General features: G+C 73.0%; 16 protein-coding genes. 6 read left to right on the top strand and 10 right to left on the bottom strand.

Annotation, left to right across the window (positions count from 1 at the left end):
• Positions 1-40: 40 nt before the first annotated feature.
• A complete protein-coding gene (locus AQJ30_RS34475) occupies positions 41-1,084 on the bottom strand; it encodes a saccharopine dehydrogenase family protein (protein WP_067241713.1) in 1,044 nt (347 codons plus the stop codon).
• Positions 1,085-1,185: 101 nt separating this feature from the next.
• Here AQJ30_RS34475 and AQJ30_RS34470 point away from each other — a divergent pair, with 101 nt between their 5' ends.
• On the top strand, positions 1,186-2,160 hold the full coding sequence (locus AQJ30_RS34470) for a helix-turn-helix domain-containing protein (protein ID WP_067241711.1): 975 nt from the start codon (positions 1,186-1,188) through the stop codon (positions 2,158-2,160).
• 31 nt (positions 2,161-2,191) lie between these two features.
• Here the strand turns inward: AQJ30_RS34470 and AQJ30_RS34465 are convergent, their stop codons facing one another.
• The 6 genes from AQJ30_RS34465 to AQJ30_RS34440 all read right to left on the bottom strand — a co-directional run bounded on the left by AQJ30_RS34465 (position 2,192) and on the right by AQJ30_RS34440 (position 11,607).
• Positions 2,192-3,208 (bottom strand): LacI family DNA-binding transcriptional regulator, encoded by a 1,017-nt coding sequence (locus AQJ30_RS34465; RefSeq protein ID WP_067241709.1) that lies wholly within the window; start codon positions 3,206-3,208, stop codon positions 2,192-2,194.
• A 64-nt stretch (positions 3,209-3,272) separates the two neighbouring features.
• Positions 3,273-4,298, bottom strand: a complete 1,026-nt coding sequence (locus AQJ30_RS34460) for an ABC transporter permease (RefSeq protein ID WP_067241707.1) — start codon at positions 4,296-4,298, stop codon at positions 3,273-3,275.
• On the bottom strand, positions 4,295-5,263 hold the full coding sequence (locus tag AQJ30_RS34455) for an ABC transporter permease (RefSeq protein WP_067241705.1): 969 nt from the start codon (positions 5,261-5,263) through the stop codon (positions 4,295-4,297). The genes AQJ30_RS34460 and AQJ30_RS34455 overlap by 4 nt, the downstream gene beginning before the upstream one ends.
• Complete coding sequence (locus tag AQJ30_RS34450) at positions 5,260-6,978, bottom strand: sugar ABC transporter ATP-binding protein (protein WP_079084493.1); 1,719 nt, start codon at positions 6,976-6,978, stop codon at positions 5,260-5,262. The genes AQJ30_RS34455 and AQJ30_RS34450 overlap by 4 nt, the downstream gene beginning before the upstream one ends.
• A 78-nt stretch (positions 6,979-7,056) precedes the next feature.
• Complete coding sequence (locus AQJ30_RS34445) at positions 7,057-8,136, bottom strand: ABC transporter substrate-binding protein (protein WP_067241704.1); 1,080 nt, start codon at positions 8,134-8,136, stop codon at positions 7,057-7,059.
• A gap of 171 nt (positions 8,137-8,307) precedes the next feature.
• The gene (locus AQJ30_RS34440) at positions 8,308-11,607 is read right to left on the bottom strand and encodes a glycoside hydrolase family 2 (protein WP_067241702.1); all 3,300 of its coding nucleotides are present in this window, start codon (positions 11,605-11,607) and stop codon (positions 8,308-8,310) included.
• A gap of 540 nt (positions 11,608-12,147) precedes the next feature.
• On the opposite strand from AQJ30_RS34440, the gene AQJ30_RS34435 reads away from it, so the two are divergent.
• Positions 12,148-13,041: an AraC family transcriptional regulator gene (locus AQJ30_RS34435; protein WP_067241700.1), complete on the top strand. Its 894-nt coding sequence runs from the start codon at positions 12,148-12,150 to the stop codon at positions 13,039-13,041.
• 351 nt (positions 13,042-13,392) lie between these two features.
• Here the strand turns inward: AQJ30_RS34435 and AQJ30_RS34430 are convergent, their stop codons facing one another.
• Complete coding sequence (locus tag AQJ30_RS34430; RefSeq protein ID WP_067241699.1) at positions 13,393-14,337, bottom strand: NADP-dependent oxidoreductase; 945 nt, start codon at positions 14,335-14,337, stop codon at positions 13,393-13,395.
• Positions 14,338-14,505: 168 nt separating this feature from the next.
• Here AQJ30_RS34430 and AQJ30_RS34425 point away from each other — a divergent pair, with 168 nt between their 5' ends.
• The gene (locus tag AQJ30_RS34425; RefSeq protein ID WP_067241697.1) at positions 14,506-15,009 is read left to right on the top strand and encodes a MarR family winged helix-turn-helix transcriptional regulator; all 504 of its coding nucleotides are present in this window, start codon (positions 14,506-14,508) and stop codon (positions 15,007-15,009) included.
• A gap of 50 nt (positions 15,010-15,059) precedes the next feature.
• Here AQJ30_RS34425 and AQJ30_RS34420 read toward each other — a convergent pair whose 3' ends face one another.
• The gene (locus AQJ30_RS34420; protein ID WP_245727268.1) at positions 15,060-16,043 is read right to left on the bottom strand and encodes a helix-turn-helix domain-containing protein; all 984 of its coding nucleotides are present in this window, start codon (positions 16,041-16,043) and stop codon (positions 15,060-15,062) included.
• A gap of 141 nt (positions 16,044-16,184) precedes the next feature.
• On the opposite strand from AQJ30_RS34420, the gene AQJ30_RS34415 reads away from it, so the two are divergent.
• From AQJ30_RS34415 to AQJ30_RS34405, 3 genes are all read left to right on the top strand, one after another.
• On the top strand, positions 16,185-16,685 hold the full coding sequence (locus AQJ30_RS34415) for a cupin domain-containing protein (RefSeq protein ID WP_067241694.1): 501 nt from the start codon (positions 16,185-16,187) through the stop codon (positions 16,683-16,685).
• Positions 16,686-16,813: 128 nt separating this feature from the next.
• A complete protein-coding gene (locus AQJ30_RS34410) occupies positions 16,814-18,817 on the top strand; it encodes an ATP-binding protein (protein ID WP_079084505.1) in 2,004 nt (667 codons plus the stop codon).
• Positions 18,818-18,903: 86 nt separating this feature from the next.
• Positions 18,904-19,893: a S66 peptidase family protein gene (locus AQJ30_RS34405; protein ID WP_067241692.1), complete on the top strand. Its 990-nt coding sequence runs from the start codon at positions 18,904-18,906 to the stop codon at positions 19,891-19,893.
• Positions 19,894-19,913: 20 nt separating this feature from the next.
• On the opposite strand, the gene AQJ30_RS34400 is transcribed toward AQJ30_RS34405, so the two are convergent.
• Positions 19,914-20,483 carry a hypothetical protein gene (locus AQJ30_RS34400; RefSeq protein ID WP_067241690.1) on the bottom strand — a complete coding sequence of 190 codons (570 nt, stop codon included), beginning with the start codon at positions 20,481-20,483 and terminating at the stop codon, positions 19,914-19,916.
• Positions 20,484-20,626 lie beyond the last annotated feature (143 nt).

The raw sequence follows: 20,626 nt of genomic DNA, 5'->3' as shown, positions 1-20,626 counted from the left end.
CCCGGGCCGGGGCACCCTTTTGCCGTGCCGACACGTACCTCTACGATCCGGTGGCCGGGAGCAGCTCCCACGCGATGTGCGGTGCCAGTGAGTCGAGGAAGTCGGGGGCGTCGAACAGGGCGCCCGCCGACGCGACGCCGGTCGTGCGGGTGCGGCCGGTGAGGACGCGGTCGACCGCTTCCACGGCGAGGGGTGCGGTGACGGCGTAGATGTCCTGGCCGCGGGCGACGGCGCGGCGTTCGGCGCTTCCGCGGCGTACGACGACGTCGACGACGAACGTCTGCGCGGAGCGGCCGCGTTGGTCGACCGGGGTGGGGGCCGGGGTGTCCGGGCTCGCCACGCCGGCGGCCGCTTCGGTCGTCATGTACGTGCGCACCTCAGGAACGGCCAGGTGGCTGGGGAGGGTGACGACGTCGGCCATGGTGAACTCGCTGACGACGGGCCGGGAGCCCACGGGCTCGGGGAAGGGCCACACCACCGTGGACAACTCGTCGTCGTGGTACTGGAGTCGGCCGTCCGTGAAGCGCACGCGGCGGCCACCGCGCCGCTCGGCGGAGACCCGGCCCGCGAGGCGCGTGCCCCGGGTGGGCGCCCAGCCGCTGAGGCCGTAGGCGATGTGCGCCTCGTCGGCGGCGGTCCAGTCGCCCGTCGCGGCGGTGGCCAGGAGGTCACCGAGTCCGCCGTAGAAGGCCATCGCGGGGACGACGACCGCTCCCGCCCGCCGGGCCCGGTCCGTGTAGCGCGTGAACGTGTCGTCGTTCGCCTCGATCTCCGCCGCCACGTCCACGTACGGGATCCGCGCGCGCAGGGCGGCCTCGATCACGGGGGCCGCCGTGGTGGCGAACGGGCCCGCACAGTTGACGACGGCCGCCGCGCCGGCGAGGGCGTCGTCCAGGGAGGACGGGTCGTCGACCGCAGCGGGACGGACCTCCAGGCCGGGGTGCTCGGCCGCCAGGGCCTCCAGCCGGCCCGCGTCACGTCCGGCGAGGACCGGCACGAACCCCCGTTCGCGCAGGTGCGCCACCACGAACCGGCCGGTGTGCCCGTACGCCCCGTACACCGTCACCGTCTGTCCCACTGCCACGTCCGCTCCCGTACCTCGCGCCGATCAACGGGATCCATCCTGGTCAGCGGTGCCCGTCCGCCGTGAGTGTCAGGAACGACACGCCCCGTACAATTACGGACATGACCTCGGTAGCGCTGGCCGTCACGGACGGGATGCTGCACTTCGAACTGGGCGTGGCCGAGGAGGTGTTCGGGCCCGCCCCCGCGGCCGTCACCGGGCCCTGGTACGACGTCGCGGTCTGCGGACCGCACGCGGTGCGCGTCGGACGCTTCCACGTGGAGCCCGACCGCGGTCTCGACGCGCTCGCGGCGGCGGACACCGTGATCGTCCCCGGCTGGGCGGACGTCGACGCCGACCCGCCCGGCGACCTCGTCGAGGCGGTGCGCGCGGCCCACGACGCGGGCGCCCGGGTGGTCTCCCTGTGCACGGGCGCCTTCGTCCTGGCCGCGGCGGGCCTGCTCGACGGCAGGCGCGCCACCACCCACTGGGCCCACACCGACGTGCTGGCGGCGCGCTACCCGCGGGTGGAGGTCGACCCGGGCGTCCTGTACGTGGACGGCGGCACGGTCCTCACCTCGGCGGGCAAGGCGGCGTCGCTCGACCTGTGCCTGCACCTGGTGCGCCTCGACCACGGATCCGCCGTGGCCAACACGGTCGCCCGCAACCTGGTCGTCCCCCCGCACCGGTCCGGCGGGCAGGCGCAGTTCGTCACCCGGCCCGTGCCCGACCACGACGCCCACCCGCTCACCGCCCTCATCCCCTGGGTCGTCGAGCGCCTCGACCAGCCCTTGACGGTGGAGGACCTGGCCCGCCGGGCCGGCATGAGCTCGCGCCACCTCACCCGCCACTTCCGGGCGGCCACCGGCACCACCCCCCTGCAGTGGCTGCTCGCCCAGCGCATCCGCCACGCCCAGGAGCTGCTGGAGAAGACCGACGACGGCATCGACGGCATCGCCGCCGCCACCGGCATGGGGACCGCGACCACCCTGCGCCGCCACTTCAACCGCGTCGTCGGCGTCCCCCCGGACACCTACCGCCGCACCTTCCGCACCCGGACCGGGCCGGCACCCCGGCCCGTCCCGGCACCCGGGTGACCGGGCGGAGGGCTGCCGCTACCGGCCAGGGCTACTGGTGGCGGCCCAGGGTCGACTCGCGTACCACCAGGTCGTGGCCCGGCCGCAGGCGCCGTGGCTCGGCCTCGGCCGAGTCGGTCAGGCGGGAGATGACGCAGTTGACCGCCTGACGGGCGATGGCCTGCTTGTCGGGCGCCACCGTGGTCAGGGTGATCGCCCCGAAGCGGCTCTCCTCGATGTCGTCGAAGCCCACCACCGCGACGTCCTGCGGGACGCGCAGCCCGCGCTCGCCCAGGACCCGCATGGCGCCGATCGCCTGGAGGTCGTTGTACGCGAAGACCGCGTCGGGCCGCACACCGCGGTCCAGCAGCGTGGCCATGGCCTGGGCGCCGTCCGCCCGGCCGTAGCCGTCGGTGGGGGCCACCAGCGAGTCGTCGTGCGGCAGTCCGGCCGCGGACAGCTCCTCCCGCCAGCCCCGCAGGCGCAGGTGGGCCGGCTGACGGGCGCTCTCCGCGCGGGCGCCGAGGAAGGCGATCCGCTGCCGCCCGATGGCGATCAGGTGGCGCACCGCGCTGCGCGCCGCCGCCACGTTGTCGATCGCGATGTGGTCGTAGGGCGCGTCGTACTCGCGCTCGCCGAGCAGGACCAGCGGCGAGGTGTCGGTGCGGCCGTGCAGGTCCTGGTTCTCCAGCTCGATCGGGGACAGGATCAGACCGTCGATCACATGGGTCTGGAAGCCCTGGCAGACGAGCATCTCCTTCTCCCGCATACCGGCGGTGTGGTCCAGCAGCACCGTGTAGTGGTGGCGGGCCGCCGCGTCGATGACCGCGCTGGCCAGCTCGGCGAAGTACGGGTTGCCGAGCTCGGGGACGGCGAGCGCGATGATCCCGGTCCGGCCCTTGCGCAGGTGGCGCGCGGTGAGGTTGGGGCGATAGCCGAGCTCGTCGATCGCCTGCTGGACGCGGGCCCGCATCGCGGGGGTGACGTGCGGATAGTCGTTGACGACGTTCGAGACGGTCTTGACCGAGACTCCCGCTCGTTGCGCGACGTCTTTGAGGCTGACGCCCACGGCGTTCCCTCCTTGTCGGGCCGGGCGCAGGACCGCGACGGGTCCCGCGCTGCGGCGTGTGTCATCAGGTGCGGCGTGCCCGGGCAAGGTACCGCTGGGCCACGACCACCACGATGAGGAAGCCGCCGCTGACCACGGACTGGTAGGACGAGTTGAGCGAGCCTATCTGGTTGATCAGGTTCTGGATCACCGCCAGCAGCAGCACACCCCACAGGGTGCCGCTGACCGAGCCGGCCCCGCCGGTCAGCAGCGTGCCGCCGATGACCACCGCGGCGATGGCGTCCAGCTCCATGCCCGAGCCGATGATCGTCACCCCGGAGGACAGCCGGGCGGCGTTGAGCGCGCCGGCGAAGCCGGCCAGCAGGCCGCTGAGCAGGTAGACCAGCACCCGGGTGCGGGCCACCGGCAGCCCCATCAGGGTCGCGGCGTCGGCACTGCCGCCCACCGCGAACAGCGACTGCCCGAACGACGTGCGCTGCAGCACCACCCCGCCCACCGCGAACAGCGCCAGCGCGACGAGCACGGGGTACCCGAAGCCGCCGAGCGTGCCCTGGCCGAGCTCGGCGAAGGCCGAGTCCCGCGGCACCAGGTACGTGGTGGCGCCCTCGTCGGTGAGGGCGAGCAGCAGGCCCCGGGCGCCCAGCAGGGTGGCCAGGGTGACGATGAACGGCGCCATGCCGGCCCGGGCGATCAGCAGGCCGTTCAGGGTGCCGATGGCCCCGCAGACGACGAGCGGCAGCAGCAGCGCGGCCCAGAAGCCGTACTGCGAGGCCCAGGCGGCCAGGACGCCGCCGAGGGCGAACACCGAGCCGACCGACAGGTCGATGCCGCCGGTGATGATGACCAGCGTCATGCCCAGCGCGACGACGGCTATGAAGGACGCCTGTACGGAGACGTTCTGGGCGTTGTCGAGGGTGCCGAAGGACGGGAAGACGAACGAGGAGACCAGGACGAGGGCCACCAGCACGGCGAAGGCGCCGTGCCGCTGCAGCAGCGGGGCGATCCGCTCCCGGCCGGTGGGGGAGGGAGCGGAGGCCTGCGGGACCCGGGGCGGGGCCGACGGGTTCGGGGCAGTGGTGAGTGACTTCATCGGGACCGACGCTCCCGGGCGACGTAGACGGCGATGAGGATGATGGCGGCCTGCGCCATCTGCGCGGTGGAGTCCGGCAGGTCGTGCTTGACCAGCGTGGCCCGCAGCAGCTGCATCAGCAGCGCTCCGGTGACGGTGCCCAGCACCCGTACCGAGCCGCCGGTCAGCGGGGTGCCGCCGACCACCACCGCGGTGATCGCGGACAGCTCCATCAGGTTGCCCAGCGCGGAGGGGTCGCTCGCGGTGAGCCGGGCGGTGGCCAGCACGCCGGCGAGGGCCGCGAGGACGCCGCACAGGACGTAGACGCCGATGAGGACCCGCCTGACGGGCAGTCCGGCGAGCCGGGCGGCGGCGCGGTTGCCGCCCACCGCGACCAGCTGCCGGCCGAAGGTGGTGCGGTGGACCACTCCGGCCACCACCAGGGCCAGCACACCGGCGATCAGCACCACGTCGGGGACGCCCAGCACCTCCCCGCTGCCCAGCGCCAGCAGGTCCGCGTTCTCGATCTGCTTGAGCTGTCCGTCGGCCATCACCAGGGCGAGCCCCCGGCCGCCGACGAACAGCGCCAGGGTCGCCACGATGGGTTGCAGGCCCACCACCGCGACCAGGGTGCCGTTGACCGCGCCGACCACGACACCGGCCACCAGCGCCACCAGCAGGGCCGGGACGATGCCGTATCCGAGGTAGAGCGGCAGCAGCGCCGCGGCCAGCGCCATCGTGGAGCCCACCGACAGGTCCACGCCCTCGGTGCCGATGACCAGCGCCATGCCGAGCGCCACGATGACGACTGGGGCGACCTGCACCAGCTGGGTGCGCAGGTTCGCGGCGGTCAGGAAGTGGTCGGTGAAGGCGGCGTTGTAGACGAGCAGCGCCGCCACCGCGGTGTAGACGCCGTACTTCTGGAACCAGGCCGGCGCGGCGAGCCGGACCGCGCGGCGTCCCAGTGCCGGGGACAACTGGGTCATGGCTGCTCCTTGTCTGCGTGCGGCGCCGACGGCGACGCGTCGGCGGGTGGCTCGGAAGCGGGTGGCCCCGAAGCAGGTGGCTCGCAAGCGGGTTGCTCCGAGGCGGGGGTTTCGGAGACGGCCGGCTCGGATGCCGGGGCCGGCGGCTCGGACGGGTGGGCGGCCAGGGCGCCGAGCAGGTCGGCCTCGGTGACGAGGTCGCCGCTCAGCTCACCGGCCACGGCGCCGCCGCGCAGCACCACCATTCGGTCGGCGCCCTCCACCAGTTCCTCTACGTCCGAGGAGATCAGCAGGACGGCCAGCCCCTCCTGCGCCAGTTCGTCGATGAGAGCCTGCACCTCCGCCTTGGCGCCGACGTCGATGCCCCGGGTCGGCTCGTCCAGCAGCAGCACCTTGGGCTCCAGGCACAGCCACCGGGCCAGCAGCACCTTCTGCTGGTTGCCGCCGGAGAGTTCCTCCACCTTCTGCTCGGGCCCCGCCGCCTTGATCCGCAGGCGCTCCATGAAGATCCGCACGATGCGGTCCTGCTGCTTGCGGGAGACGACACCGGCCCGGGACAGGCGGGGCATCGCGGCCAGCACGATGTTCTCCCGCACCGACAGGCCGGGCACGATGCCCTCGGCCTTGCGGTCCTCGCTCAGCAGGCTGATGCCGGCCCGGATCGCCGCGGCGGGGGAGGGGCGGCGCAGCTCCCGGCCCCCCACCGTCACCGTGCCGGAGTCCAGCGGCAGGGCACCGGCCAGGGCCTTGGCGGTCTCCGTGCGCCCGGAGCCCAACAGGCCACCCAGACCGAGGACTTCACCTGGACGCAGTTGCAGGGACACCTCGTCCAGGAGGTGACGGCGGCTCAGTCCCCGGGCGGTGAGCACCGGTTCGCGGGCGGCGTCGTGCGCGCCGCTGAACTGGGTGACACCGTGCCGCCGCACCTCGGACACCTCCCGCCCGAGCATCATCGACACCAGCTGGGTGCGGTCCAGTCCGGCGAGGTCGCCGGTGTGCACCAGCCGCCCGTCGCGCAGCACCGTGACCCGCTCGCAGATCCGGTACAGCTCGTCCATGCGGTGGCTGACGTAGAGGATGGCGATGTCCCGGCTGTGCAGGTCCTCGATGACCCGGAACAGGGTCTCCACCTCGCGCGGTTCGAGCGCGGAGGTCGGCTCGTCCATCACCACCACGCGGGCCTGCACCGAGACCGCCCGAGCCAGGGCCACCATCTGCTGGGTGCCCACGCCCAGGGTGTTCAGCGGACGGCGGACGTCCGCGGTGACACCGAAGCCGGCCAGCAGGTCGGCCGCCTCCCGGTGCATGCGGGGGAAGTCGATCAGGCGCAGGCGGTTCCGGGGCTCGCGGCCCAGGAAGATGTTCCGCGCCACGCTCATCATCGGGACGAGGTTGACCTCCTGGTAGATGGTGGACACGCCCGCCTGCTGCGCCTCGTGCGGCCTGGCGAACGACACCGGCTCCCCGCCCAGGCGCAGCTCGCCGCTGTCGGGCCGATGCACGCCGGTGAGGACCTTGATCAGGGTGGACTTGCCGGCGCCGTTCTCGCCGACCAGGGCGTGGATCTCGCCGCGGCGCAGGGTCAGGGAGACGTCGTCGAGCGCGACCACGCCCGCGAAGCGTTTGCCGACGCCGACGGCCTCCAGGACGGCGGGCGGCGCGGCGCCGTCGGCGCCCGGGTGCGGTGTGGCGAGGGCCGCTTCGGATGGTGCCATGGGTTCGACCTTCCTCGGTCGGTCAGCGGGGAGCGGGCCGCCCCGGTCGCGGGGCAGCCCCGGCAGCCCGAGGGCTCGTCAGTACGCTCCGGCCACGGAGCTCTTGGCGTTGGACGCGTCGTAGGCGCGGTCGGAGATGATGACGTCCTCCGGGATGGCGCCGCCGTCGAAGAACTTCTGCGCGGTGGCGAAGGCGAGCGGACCGAACCGCGGGTTGGACTCGATCACCCCGTTGTACTGCCCGTTGGCCAGGGCCTGCACGGCGTTGCGGGTCCCGTCGATGGAGATGATCTTGACGTCCTTGCCGGGCTCCTTGCCGGCCCCCTTCAGTGCGGTGACGGCGCCCAGGCCCATCTCGTCGTTCTCCGCGTACACGGCGGTGATGTCCGGCTTGGACTGGATCAGCTGCTCCATCACCTGCTGGCCCTTGTCCCGGGCGAACTCGCCGGTCTGCTGGGCCACGATCTGCAGGCCCGGGGCCTTGGCCTTGAGCTGGTCGACGAAGCCCTTGGTGCGGTCGGTGGTCACGTTGTTGCCCGAGGAGCCGAGCAGGATCGCGACCTTGCCCTTGCCGCCGGTCACCTTGATCATCGCGTCCGCCGCGCGCTTGCCCTGCTCGACGAAGTCGGAGCCCAGGAAGGCCACGTAGTCCTTGCAGGGGGTGGCGTTGAGCTTGCGGTCGATGGTGATCACCGGCACGTGCTTGGCCGCGGCCGCCTGCAGCGCGGGCTCCAGGCCGTCGGAGTTCAGCGGCGCCACGATGAGCAGCTGCGCGCCCTGGGCCAGCATGTCCTGGATGTCGCTGATCTGCTTGGGCAGTTGGGACTGCGCGTTGGTGGTGAGCAGCTTCTTGACGCCCAGCTTGGCGGCCTCGTCCTTGATGGACTGGGTCTCGGCGATGCGGAAGGGGTTGGCCTCCTTCTCCGACTGCGAGAAGCCGACGACCGCGTTCTTCAGGTCGACCTTGGTGGCGCCGTACGTCTTGAGGGTGCAGCCCGTGCCCGGGTCGGCGGAGGGGGTCTGCACGACCTGGGCGCCCTGGCCGGTGTCGGAAGAGGCCTTGTCGTCTCCCTCCTCCTTGGCGCAGCCGGCGGCGAGGACGACGGTGGCGGCGAGGCAGGCGGCGGTGACGAGTCGGGATCTGCGCGAAGTGGTCATGGGTGGTGCGCTCCTTGCGTGGTGGGGCGACTGGGGGGCGTGGGCCGACGGCGCGGCGACGCCGGACGGGAGGCCGCGGGGGCAGCCGCGGGATGCGGGGTGGTGCGGTGCCGGGGGAGGCGGGGCGGAGGGGGAGGCCCCCGGGGCGGACCCGGGAGCCTCCCCTCAAGGTCACTGCTTGGCGGGTGCGGTGGGCTCGTGGGCGGCCAGGGAGGCCACCTCGGCCGCGCTCAGGGCGCGGTCGTAGGCGTGGACGTCGGCGAGTGCGCCGGCCCAGTGGTCGACCGGGGCGCCGTTGTACTTGCCGCGCCCGATCACCAGGTTCCCGGTGGGCACCTCGGCGTTGCACGCACGGGTGGAGCCCGACTCGGTGCCGTCCACGTAGACCCGCAGGGTGCCGTCGCGGTGGCTGTAACTGCCCGCCAGGTGGTACCACTTGCCGGTCTGCGGCTCACCGATGCTGTTCGCCAGCGCCCGGCTGCCCGCGAAGCTGAACGCGAACCGCTTGTCGGCCTGCGAGTACTGCAGGAAGAAGACGCTGCTGCGGTCGCCGTCGAGGGACACCGCGGTGCTGAAGTGGCCCTTGTCGTCGAGGCGGACCCAGGCGGCCACCGAGTAGTCGCCCTTCTCGGTGTCCAGGACGGGCGCGCCGGCGTCGACGTACCCGGTGCTGCCGTCTAGCTGGACCGCGCCGCCGTTCGGGCCGGTGGTCCAGGTCGCGCCGCCCTTGAGGGTGCCGTCGTGGCTGCCCGCGACGTCGTCGGCGACCGTGCCGGACTGCTGGTGCAGCGGCCACCAGGACACTCCGGACAGGCCCGGGGTGCCCGGCGGGACGTCCGTGCCGCCCGCCGCGGCGCCGGCCGCGATCACCTGCTGGTTGACCTCCCGGACCGGGCCGGGCTGCACCTTGACCACCTTGCGGTCGTAGGTGAGCAGGCCGTTGAGCTCGCCCTCCACGTCCGTGATCTGGGTGTAGACCGAACCGGAGAGCCCGCAGGAGGCACGCTGGACCAGCTTCCTGGTGTTGTCCACGTAGGCCTTGGTCAGCTCCTCGGTGCTGGTGGCGGCGTCACCGTAGTCCTGGCCGCCGGCGGTGCCGAGGATGTGGCCGGGAACGACGTACGAGTAGCCGCCGTGCTCCCCGTCGACCGAGGCCCGCGTGGTGTCGGGGGCGGGGTTGGCCGGGCCGTGGTAGTCGTGCCAGTCGATGACGTCACCCCGGCCCGAATCGCCCTTGGAGGCGCAGCAGTTGACGCCGGAGTGGGCGTCCACCAGTCGGGACGGGTCCTGCTTCTTGACCGCGTCGGCCAGCTCACCGGTGGCGGCCTTGCTCCACTCGCCCCAGCCCTCGTTCATGATCGTCCACATGACGATCGACGGGGTGCTCAGGTGCTGGTCGACGATCTCGTGGGCCTCGTCGATCCAGGTCTGCGTCTCGGGTGTGCCCGCCGCGGCCGTCATCCGGCTCGGCATGTCCTGCCACACCATCAGACCGAGCCGGTCGGCCCAGTAGTACCAGCGCGCGGGCTCCACCTTGATGTGCTTGCGCACCGCGTTGAAGCCGAGCTCCTTGTGCGCCACCAGGTCGGACTTCAGGGCCTCGTCGGTGGGCGCGGTGTACAGGCCGTCCGGCCAGAACCCCTGGTCGAGGGTGGACATCACGAAGGTGGGCTTGCCGTTGAGGAGGATCTTGTTGACGCCGCCGACGGGGGCGACCTTGATCGACCGCATGCCGAAGTAGGAACCGACCCGGTCCTTCCCGGCCCGTCCGCCGTCGAGGGTCACCTTCAGGTCGTACAGGTAGGGGTCGTCCGGGCTCCACAGGTGCGGCTTGGTGACCGGGAGGCGCAGCGCGGCACCGGCGCGCCCGGTGACCGACGCCACGCGCCGCTTCCCGGCGTAGGCGGTGACGGTGACCTTCGCCGACGACGGGGTGGTGGCGGTGGGACGCACGGTGACGGCGAGCGAGTTGTCCTTCAGGTCCGGGGTGAGGACCAGCGAGTCGACGCTCGCCTCGGGGACCGGCTCCATCCAGACGGTCTGCCAGATGCCGCTGGTCGGCGTGTACCAGATGCCGCTCGGATCGGCCGACTGCTTGCCCACGGCGTACTTGTCGTCCGTGGTGTCCTTCACCTTCACCAGCAGCGTCTGCTGCCCGTGCCGGGACAGGGCGTCGGTGACGTCGGCGCTGAACTCCTCGTAGCCGCCGACGTGGTGGGCGACCTGTTCGCCGTTGACGTAGATCCATGTCTCGTGGTCGACGGCGCCGAAGTTGAGCCGCAGCCGGTTGCCCGACCCCACCTTCCAGCCGTTGGGCACGGAGAAGGTGCGCTGGTACAGCGACCAGTCGTGGTGCCGGGCCACTCCGGAGAGACCCGACTCCATCGGGTAGGGCACCAGGATCTTCCCGGTCAGCTTCCCGGTGGGCAGCGCGGCGTCCTGCGCGGTCGCCTGGAACTGCCAGGTGCCGTTCAAGTTCTGCCAGTTCCTGCGGGTCAGCTGCGGCCTCGGGTACTCGGGCAGCGCGTTGTCGGCGGAGACGTCCTTGGCCCACGGGGTGGCGAAGTACCAGGTGGAGTCGTTCTGCGCGACGACGGAGAACGGTCCGAGGTCGCCCTTCGCGGTGGTGATGCCGCCCTTGCCGTCGTAGCTGATCCGCACGTCGGCGTTCAGCGAGACGGGGGTGTCGTCCTTGCCCGCGGTGACCACGAGCGCGGCCGGGTTCTTGGCGTCCTTGGCCACCGTGGGGTGCCACAGGGTGCCCCCGGAGAGCACGGCGAGGTGCTGGGCCGCGTCGGCGGGCACGGACGTGAGGGCGGAGGGCAGTTCGACGGTGGCGGTCCGCCCGGTCCTGCCCACGGTCGCCTTGGCGTCGGCCGGGGCGAAGCCGGCCGGCAGGTGCAGCGCCGAGTCCGGCAGCGGCCGGCGGGCGAAGCCGGGGCCGGACCACTCGGTGTGCAGGTAGGCGCCGCCGTTGCCCTGGTTGTAGTCGACCACCAGGTCGTGCAGTCCGGCGGTCAGGGTGATCGCCTCGGAGGTGGTCTGGACGTCCCAGTCGGTGGTCCAGTGGTTGATCACACTGGTGCCGTCGAGGGACATCCGGAAGCCGTTGTCGCCCTTGATGTAGAAGGTGTAGGCGCCGTCCGCGGGCACCTCGAGCCGGCCGGTCCAGCGCACGGCGACGTTGTCGGTGGTGCCGGCGTACGTGCGCAGAGTGGGCAACAGGTCGTCGACGTGGAGGGAGTTGTCGATGCGGGTGCCGGTGTACGAGGCGAAGTCCAGCGCCGTGGGGCCGGACATCCGGTAGTAGTCGCCGCGCAGTCCGAGGTCGCCGGCGGCGGCCGGGGCCGGGGAGGCCGCAGTCGGTGCGGCACCGGCCGGGGCCGGCGTCAGCAACGCGGCTCCCAGCAACAGCGGCAGCAGCACGACGAGTCGGCCGAAGAGGGGTATTCGGGTTCTGCCTGGACTCATGCTCACCCTTTCCGCGACGGGAAACGCTCACGCCTGAACCTGGTGCGCCGGACGAGGCTCCACAGCAGACAGGACCGCCGGGAGCACCGGGAACTGGCTTGTATAACGTTGGAAAAATCGGCGCGGGCAGCATGAAAGCAGGGGCCCAGGAGCCTGTCCAGACCCTGTGCACGGACAAGTTCGGACCGCTGCGGGGGGTGTCGAGGCCCTTGGAGGGGCACGTACTGCACGGATCTGGACACGGCCACAGGGGGCGTGCTGTCATGGGGCCGGTCCTCGGTTTTCAACGTTGTAGAGCGGGTGGTGTCGTGCCTGTCCAGGGCGTGGGCCGTTCCCTGCGCGACGCCGGTCTTTGCGCACGGAGTCCGGTCAGGCACTGCTGACGCCTCCGCCGGTCTTCCTCGTGCCCCCGAACGCCGGCGGGCACGGCCGGGACGGAAGCCGGCCCGTGGTGCCCGCGCACCCGACCGGAGCGGGCACAGGATGTCGGGTGCGGCCGCCCCGCCCCCTCCTAAGGTGAGGGGAAAGAGGAGGTCAGGGGTGCTGGATCGGCTGAACGAGGCCATGGAGCACATCGAGCGTCACCTCGACCGGCACGTCGACGTGTCCGAGCTGGCGCGGATCACGCTCACGTCCGACTACCACTTCAGGCGGCTCTTCTCGGCACTGGCCGGGATGCCGCTCTCGGAGTACGTCCGGCGTCGGCGGCTCACCGTGGCGGCGGCGGACGTGCTGGACGGCGAGGAGACCCTGCTGGCGGTCGCGCTCCGCCACGGCTACGGCTCGGCGGAGGCGTTCGCCCGGGCGTTCCGCGCCGTGCACGGTGTCGGCCCCGGCGAGGCACGGCGGACCGGTGCCGCGCTCCACTCGCAACCCCGGCTGTCCTTCCGCCTCACCGTCGAAGGGAACAGCTCCATGCGCTACCGCATCGTGACGAAGGAAGCCTTCCGGGTCGTCGGGAAGAAGGCCCGCGTCCCGCTGGTGTACGAGGGGGTCAACCCGCACATCGCCGAGTTCGTGCGCGGCATCCCCCCGGAGACGACGCAGCGGATCGCCGGTCTCTCGGACCAGGCGCCCGAGGGGGTGGTGTCGGCGACCGTGCGGCTGTCGGACGACTTCGAGGAGGGCAGCGCACTGGACCACTACCACGCCGTGGTGACCGGGGCGGACGACGTGCCCGTGGACCTCGACGTGCTGGACTGCCCGGCCGGCACCTGGGCCGTGTTCGAGAACACCGGGCCCTTCCCGCAGGCACTGCAGCAGATGTGGGCCGATGTCGCCGCCCACTGGATGCCCTCCAACCCCTACGAGTACCGGCCGGGGCCGGAGATCCTGCGCGTCCGGCCGTGCCGGGACGACCCGGCCCGGTCCGACGCGCACCTGTGGATCCCCGTGACCCGTACGGCCACCCGCGCGGAGGTCGGATCGACCTGAGCACCCGGACGCGGCATGCGGGGGCGCGCCGGGCGACGTCCGAGTCGAAGGGGAGGGAGTCGAACTCGTGCGGTGCGCCGGGGTGGTGCAGGGGGAACTCCACCGGCACCCCGACCCGGCCGGGCTTCATCGGGTAGGCCGTGTCCTCGTCGCGGAACACGCCCAGTTGGCCGACCTCGATGCAGGCGGGCGGCAGAGCGGTCGGGTCCTCCAGACGGGCTGGAGCCGCCGTCGCCCACGGCCGGGGGAGTGGCGTCCGCCGACGCGCCGGCCGTCGGGGCCGGCGCAAGGGCGATCTCGGGGTTCAGACCGAGTGCCATGGCCCCGTCCCTTCGGTGGGGCGGAGCGGTGTCAGGCCGCGGACGGGACGACGACGACCTTGCCGTGCACGCCGCCCTCGGCGGCCCGTGCGTGCAGTGCGGGCAGCTCGGCCAGCGGCACCCGCTCGGCGACGTCGACGCGCAGCTCGCCGCGGTCGACCGACGCCACGAGCCCGGCCAGCAGGCCGGCGTCGCTCCGGACGAACAGGTCGACGCCGCGCACCCCGCGCTCCTCGTCGCTGGGGGCGGGCATCCACACCGTGGTGTTCACGAGGACCCCGCCGGGCTTGATCAGGGTGAGCAGCGCGGCCAGTTCGGCCGGGTCGACGGGGGCGAGGTTGAGCGCGAGGTCGACCGGCTCGGTCACCGCCGCGGCCAGGTCGGTGGTGGTGTGGTCGACGACCTCGTCGGCGCCGGCGGACCGCACCGCGTCGCCGCTGCGCGGGCCGGCCGTGGCGATGACGTGGGCACCGGCGTTCTTGGCCAGCTGCACGGCGTAACCGCCCACCGCGCCGCCGGCACCGTTGACCAGCACCCGCTGTCCGGCCACCAGCCCGCCGTGCTCGAACAGGGCCTGGTACGCGGTCAGACCCACCAGGGGCAGCGCGGCCGCGTCGGCCAGGGGGACGCTCTTGGGCGCCGGGGTCAGCACCTCGGCCGGTGCGAGGGCGTACTCGGCTGCGGCCCCGGGGCCGTCCATCGGCAGGAAGCCGACGACGTCGTCGCCGACCGCGAGGCCCTCGACGCCCTCGCCGAGCGCGTCGACCGTGCCGGCGACGTCGATGCCGGGGGTGTGGGGCAGCACCACCGGGATGGGGCCCTGCATGAAGCCGGCGCGGATGTTGCCGTCGACGGGGTTGAACGAGGTCGCCGCGACGCGGACGCGGACCTGACCGGGGCCGGGAACGGGCTGCTCCACGTCCTCGTGCACCAGGACGCCGGGGTCGCCGTACTCGTGGAAACGCACTGCCTTCATGGGGGTTCACCTTCGTTGCGGTGGGTGTTGCTTCGTGCTGCGGTCGCAGTTACTTCGAATTCGAAGCAACTGATGAGGAGACTACCTCTGCTTCGAATTCGAAGCAAGTCGGGTGGTGGGTCACTGCGGAACTGCATCTCTTCGAATTCGAAGCAGTAGAATCCGGCCATGTCTGATGCGACGTCGTCCCTCGACCCCGTGCAGCTCGGGGCCTACTTCGACCTCATCGAGGTGACCAGCCTGCTCCGCCACGCCGTCGAGCAGCAGCTGCGCGAGAGCGGCGACCTCAGCTACGTGCAGTTCCAGCTGCTGGCCCGCCTCGGTGACTCGCCGACCGGCAGCCACCGCATGACCGACCTGGCCGACGGGGTGGTCTACAGCCGCAGCGGGCTGACGTACCAGGTGGGTCTGCTCGAGAAGGAGGGCCTGGTCGTCCGCGCGCCCTCACCGGACGACGAGCGGAGCGTCACCGTCACCCTCACCGGTGCCGGGCGTGAGCTGCTCGCGAAGGTGCTGCCCGGGCACGTCGAGGTGGTCAGCGGCCTGCTGTTCGCACCGCTTTCGCACGACGAGGTCAGGTCCCTGGCCGGCCTGCTGGCGCCGGTGCGCGACCACATGCGCGCGACACCGCCCCGCTCGGCCGCGTCGCGCCGCCGCAAGGGTGGGGCGTAGAGGCGTAGAAGCCCAGGGGTGTCGGGACGCGGTGAGCCATGCCCGCCCTGTCAGCCCCGTCCACGTGCGAAGGCCGCCGGTGTCACCCCGTACTGCTTCCTGAACGCGCGGATGAAGTGGCTGCTGTCGGTGAAGTGCCAGCGCGCGGCGGCCTCGGAGACGGTGAGGCGTGACGTCGGAGCGGTGAGTGCCGTGGCCGCCTCCTCCAGGCGCCGGCGGCGTATGTACGCGCTGAACGGCTCCTCCAGGCGCGCGAAGGCCCGCTGCAGGGTGCGCGGGGCGACGTGCAGGGACGCGGCGACGGTGGCCGGGGAGAGGTCGGCGTCGGCGAGACGGGTGTCGGCCAGGTCCCTGGCCGCCTGGGCCAGTGCCGGGGTGAAGACGGGCTCGCGGTCGTCGAAGTGGTCGAGGACCAGTCCCTTGGCGAGTTCGATCAGGGCGTTGCGGGACGCGTGCGCCGCCGCCGGGTCGAGGTGGCCCACGGTCCGCTGGACCATGCCGGCATGCGCCATGAGGACCTGCGCCGCGGGCGAAGTGGCCTGCCCCGCACGGGGTTTGCCGGAGACCAGGGAGCGCAGGGCGTCACCCGGGAAGATGAAGATGCGGTTGGCGCTCTCGGGCGTGGAGTGGAAGTGGTTCTCCCGCACGACGTGGTGCATGAAGTAGGTGCCGGCCGGCACGTGGGCGTCGCCGCCCTGGTCGTGCGGGTCCTCCAGGGTCAACGCGCCGCGCAGCCCGACGTACAGCCTGACGTGGTCGTGCTCGTGCGTACCGACGGCCCGGGTGCTCAGGGGTGAGGAACCCCGGAACTCGTTGACCGCGGTGTCCTCCAGGGCCACCGAGCGCATCGTCCCCCGGAAGCCCTCGACCGTGGAGGCGCTGAACTCCGGCAGCGGGTACAGCTCCCCCATGCGGTCGGTCCAGGTGTCGGTGAACGACTCCCACGCCTCCCGGCCGGTGCCCGTGGAGCCGGCGTCGACGGTGAACGTGCCCACCCTGTCGCTCGGACCGAGGAAGCGCGGTCTGCTGCTCATGTGTCCTCCGCGCCGGCGAACGTGTCGCCGGTGTCCCGTCTGGTGTCGCCAACGTACCTTCATTCTCCGTACGGCCGTTCCTAGTCTTGGCGTACTTCGACGTGAACGATCTTCCCCCCTGCCCGTGAGACGAGGACCGCGATGCTTCCCGACGACGACCTGTCCCGATCGCTGACCGTGGCCGACCCGGACGACCCCGGCACGACGTACGTCTCCCTCGTGGGCAACACGTACGCCCTGCTGGTCACCGGCGAGCAGACCGACGGCCGGTACTGCCTGATCGACATGCGCGTGCCCGACGGTGGTGGCCCGCCGCCGCACCGGCACGACTTCGAGGAGATGTTCACCCTCCTCGAGGGCGAGATCGAGTTCACCTTCCGCGGGCAGAAGCACACCGTGCGGGCCGGGTCCACGATCAACGTCCCGGCCAACGCCCCGCACCACTTCCGCAACGTCTCCGGCGCACCGGCCCGCATGCTCTGCATGTGCACCCCCGCCGGCCAGGACGAGTACTTCCTGCGCATCGGCGACGTCGTCGAGGGCAAGGACGCGCCGCCGCCGCGGCTGACGGACGAGGAACTCGCCGAACGCCGCCGCCGCGCGGCCGAGTTGGCCTCGACCTACCGAAGCGAGTTCCTGTAGTCCGCGGCGCCGGCGCGCTCGACCCGCTTTCCCCCGCACCGGTCACGTCGGGCGAGCGTCGTGGCCCGGCAGTTGTGTGGCCGGCGGGCCGGCCGGCCGCGACCCCGTCGGACGCGGGCGGATCGGCGGTGGGACGGCTCGCGGGCCGGCTGGCCGCGGCGCGTGCCGGCGCGCTGGTGGGCAGGGAGGCGGAGCCGGCCGTCCTCGACCGGATGCTGTCGGGCGCGGCGGACGCACCGATCGTCGCCCACCTGCACGGGCCCGGCGGCATCGGCAAGTCCGCGCTGCTGCGCTACGCCGCCGGGCGGGCAGAGTTGGCCGGCCGCCGCGTGGTGCACCTGGACGGCCGGTTCCTCGACGGCGATCCGCGCCGGCTGGAGGAGGCCGCGGCCCCGGCGTGCGCCGAGGCCGGAACGGTACTGCTCATCGACACGTTCGAGCAGTGCCGGCCCCTGGAGGCGTGGCTGCGCGAGGCGTTCCTGCCACGGCTCGCCGACCACGCGGTCGTCATCCTGGCGGGCCGGGTCGCCCCCGACGTCGAGTGGACGCTGGACCCCGGCTGGGCGCACCTGTTCACCGCGCTGGCCGTACGGCCGCTCGACGCCGAACGGTCCCACGCACTGCTCGCCGCCCGGGGCGTCCCCGCCGAGCAGCGCGGCGCCTACGCCGCCTTCGCCGGCGGCAGCCCCCTCGCCCTGTCGCTGGCCGCCTCGGTGCCCGCTGCGGCACCCGGCACAGCGTGGGAGCCGACCGGCGACGTCCTGACGACCCTGGTCGAACGGCTGGTGGGCGACCTGCCCGGCATGGTCCACCGGCGTGCCCTCGAGGTCGTCGCCCAGGCGTACGTCACCCGCGAGCCCCTGCTGCGCGCGGTCCTGGGCGACGAGGACGCCGCGGCGGTGTTCTCCTGGCTGCGGCACCTGCCGTACATCGAGGTCACGCCCGAAGGGCTGCACCCGCACGACGCGGTACGGGCGACCCTCGCCGCCGACCTGCGCTGGCGGGACCCCGAGCGCTACGACGACGTCCGCGTGCGCGTCTCACTCGCCGCCCTGCACGCCGTACGCGGCGCGAGCGACGCCGACGCACCGCTGCGGGTCGCCGAGTGGATGTTCCTCTTCCGCCACCAAGGGGGCCCCGAGCACCCGTACGACTACCGCACGCACCCGCACCTCGAGGACACTCCGCTCCGGCCCGAGGACGTGTCCGGTCTGGTGCGCATGGCCGAGGACACGGAAGGCCCGGCATCGGCGGCTGCGGTCGCGCACTGGGTGGTCCGCCAGCCGGAGGCGTTCCGCGTCCACCGCCGTGCGGGCTCCGCCACGCCGGTGTCGTTCATGGCCGTGCTGCGGCTGGACACGCCCCTGCCCGAGGACCGCGCCGCGGACCCGGTGGTCGCGGCGGTCTGGGACCTCGTGGAGACGGCCGCGCCCCTCGGACCGGGCGAGCACCTGGGCGTCCGCCGCTTCGCGGTGCAGCCCGGCGGGCACCAGCGGCCCTCGCCCCTGATGGAGCTCATCAGCCGGCGCACCATCGGCGAGGAGATGCGCGCCCACGGGCGCGCGGTGACCTTCACCGTCTTCGAGGACGCCGACCGCTGGCGACGCTACCTCGCCGACGCCGGGATGCCGCAGCTCGCGGCCGTCGAGGTCGGCGGGCGGCGGCAGTACGTCTTCGGCCGGGACTGGCGGCGGCAGACGGTGGACGAGTGGGTGCAGCACCGCGCCCGCGCCACGAGCACACCCGTGGCGACCTGGCCCACGGCCTCCGCCGGGCCCCACCCCGCCGCCCGGCTGCCGCGCCCGGCGTTCGCGGAGGGAGTGCTGGAGGCGCTCCGCACCTGGCACACCCCCCGCGCGTTCGCCACCAACGTCCTGCTCACTTCCCGCCTCGTGCCGCCCGGTTCGCCCGACCCGGCCGCGGACCTGCGCGACGCCGTCCTCACCGCCCTCGACGCGATCCGGACCGACCCCGCGGGCGTGAAGGCCCACGAGGCGCTCACCGCCACCTACATCACGGCCTCCCGCACCCACCGGAGCGCCGCCCGACGCCTGGGCGTGCCCTACGGCACCTACCGCCGCCACCTGGCCCTGGCCAGGGAACGGCTCGTCGAACGGCTGCTGCGCGAGTGAGCGGGTGAAGGGCCAGGTGGAACGGAATGTCGGCGGCGCGGATCTTGTTGGTCGCCAGTGTTGATCAACAAGGAGGAGGACTCGTCATGCCCGCCGTACTTCGGCCCCGTGCCCTGCGTTCCGGCGACCTCGTGGTCGTGACCGCGCTCTCGGGTCAGCTCGAGCCGGGGGAGGAGCCGCTGCTCGCCCGTGGCGTGGCGGTCCTCGAGCGGATGGGGTTCCGGGTGCGGGTGAGCCCGATGGTCGACCCGGCGCGGCCCCGCTGGTGGGCGGCGGGAACGCCCGCGGAACAGGCGGACGAGCTCAACGCCCTGCTGCGCGACCCGGAGGTACGGGCCGTCGTCGCGCACACCGGCGGGCAGGCGACCATCGGCTACCTCGACCTGATCGACCTGGACGCCATCCGCGCCGACCCGAAGCCGATCATCGGCTACAGCGACATCTCGCTGCTGCACATGGCCCTGCACGCGCGGACCGGACTCGTCGGCTTCCACGCGGACATTGCCACCCACGGCTTCGGCAGCGACTGGTACACCCTGGCCGACGAGGCCCGCCGCTCCGAGCTCGTCGACCTCTACACCCGTGCCCTCACCCGGGCCGAGGCGCCGGGCGCGCTGCCGGCGAACGGCCCCTGGGAGACCTGGCGGCCGGGCCGCGCGCAGGGCCGCCTGTTCGGCGGTCTGCTGAACCGCCTGATCCTGCTCCAGGCGACGCCGTTCGCGCCGCCCGCCGAACTCTTCGACGGCGCCGTCCTGTTCTGGGAGGAGCTGCAGCGGCCGGTCTCCCGCGTCTGGAACGACCTGCACACCCTGCGGCTGTCCGGAGTGCTGGACCGGATCGCGGGCATGGTCGTCGGCATCCCCACCGAGGTCACGCCCCACGAGGGCGGCGGCGCCCCCGTGGGCCTGCGGGACGTGGTGCTCGACGTCCTGGGGAAGCGTGACATCCCGGTCCTCGCCCAGGTCGACTTCGGCCACACCTCACCGAACTTGCCCCTGCCCATCGGCGTCCGCGCGGACGTGGACGCCGACCGGCGGACGCTGACCCTGCTGGAGCCGGCGGTGGCACAGGGCTGAGCGCATCAGCCGGACCTGCCCTACCCGCCGAGGTGGGTCGCGGACAGGGCGCGCTCCCACATGCCGGGGACCTGCTGGCTGGGACGCTGCTGCTCGCCGTGCAGGGCGTTGAGGACCACCAGGCACCCGGTCAGTGCCGGTACCGCCCACTGCGCGCAGGCCAGCTGCCGCCGCGCCTTGGGCAGGTCCACGGGGTGCTGCCGCGCCTTCTCGAGGTCGTCGGGGTCGGTCGAGGAAGCGAGCTCCACCTTCTTGCCCAGGACGCGGGCGTACGCCGTGGCGGCCAGGGCCGCGGCGGTGACGACGGTCTTCGCCGCGGTGGAGCCGGCGACGCCCTGCTGGGTGGCGACCCGCTGCGCGTTCACCGCCAGCAGCCCGCCCCCGCCGAACAGGTGCGCGCCGATCGCGGCGGCGTTGACCGGCGTCCACTTGGCCCAGCCCGACGACGAGATGCGGTCGGTGGTGGTCTCCGTGCCGCCCTCGTCCCTGGCCGCCCCGTTGAGGCCGACCGCGCCCATCAGCGATCCGCCGAACCAGGCCGCCAGGCCCAGGTCGTGCAGGCTGCGGATGACGGTGTTGCGTTCGGACATGGCGGTGCTCCTTCAGTGGGGGAGGGGGAGGTACGGACGGGCGGACCCGTCCGGCACCCTCCACGGTCACCGACGCCGGGCTATTGCGCCATCAGGGGTGAGCCGGACGGGCAGCCCCTGCCGCACGCGCGTGGCCGGGACCG

This window comes from Streptomyces longwoodensis (assembly GCF_001514125.1).
Lineage (GTDB): Bacteria > Actinomycetota > Actinomycetes > Streptomycetales > Streptomycetaceae > Streptomyces > Streptomyces longwoodensis.
The sequence above is the reverse complement of the archived record's forward strand: the minus strand, read 5'-3'. Positions and strand labels throughout refer to the sequence as shown.

Excerpts from the sequence above, each read along its gene's own strand:
- AQJ30_RS34470 (WP_067241711.1), top strand. The coding sequence starts at position 1,186 with ATGACCTCGGTAGCGCTGGCCGTCACGGACGGGATGCTGCACTTCGAA.
- AQJ30_RS34460 (WP_067241707.1), bottom strand. The coding sequence starts at position 4,298 with ATGAAGTCACTCACCACTGCCCCGAACCCGTCGGCCCCGCCCCGGGTC.
- AQJ30_RS34455 (WP_067241705.1), bottom strand. The coding sequence starts at position 5,263 with ATGACCCAGTTGTCCCCGGCACTGGGACGCCGCGCGGTCCGGCTCGCC.
- AQJ30_RS34450 (WP_079084493.1), bottom strand. The coding sequence starts at position 6,978 with ATGGCACCATCCGAAGCGGCCCTCGCCACACCGCACCCGGGCGCCGAC.
- AQJ30_RS34445 (WP_067241704.1), bottom strand. The coding sequence starts at position 8,136 with ATGACCACTTCGCGCAGATCCCGACTCGTCACCGCCGCCTGCCTCGCC.
- AQJ30_RS34440 (WP_067241702.1), bottom strand. The coding sequence starts at position 11,607 with ATGAGTCCAGGCAGAACCCGAATACCCCTCTTCGGCCGACTCGTCGTG.
- AQJ30_RS34430 (WP_067241699.1), bottom strand. The coding sequence starts at position 14,337 with ATGAAGGCAGTGCGTTTCCACGAGTACGGCGACCCCGGCGTCCTGGTG.
- AQJ30_RS34425 (WP_067241697.1), top strand. The coding sequence starts at position 14,506 with ATGTCTGATGCGACGTCGTCCCTCGACCCCGTGCAGCTCGGGGCCTAC.
- AQJ30_RS34420 (WP_245727268.1), bottom strand. The coding sequence starts at position 16,043 with ATGAGCAGCAGACCGCGCTTCCTCGGTCCGAGCGACAGGGTGGGCACG.
- AQJ30_RS34415 (WP_067241694.1), top strand. The coding sequence starts at position 16,185 with ATGCTTCCCGACGACGACCTGTCCCGATCGCTGACCGTGGCCGACCCG.
- AQJ30_RS34405 (WP_067241692.1), top strand. The coding sequence starts at position 18,904 with ATGCCCGCCGTACTTCGGCCCCGTGCCCTGCGTTCCGGCGACCTCGTG.
- AQJ30_RS34400 (WP_067241690.1), bottom strand. The coding sequence starts at position 20,483 with ATGTCCGAACGCAACACCGTCATCCGCAGCCTGCACGACCTGGGCCTG.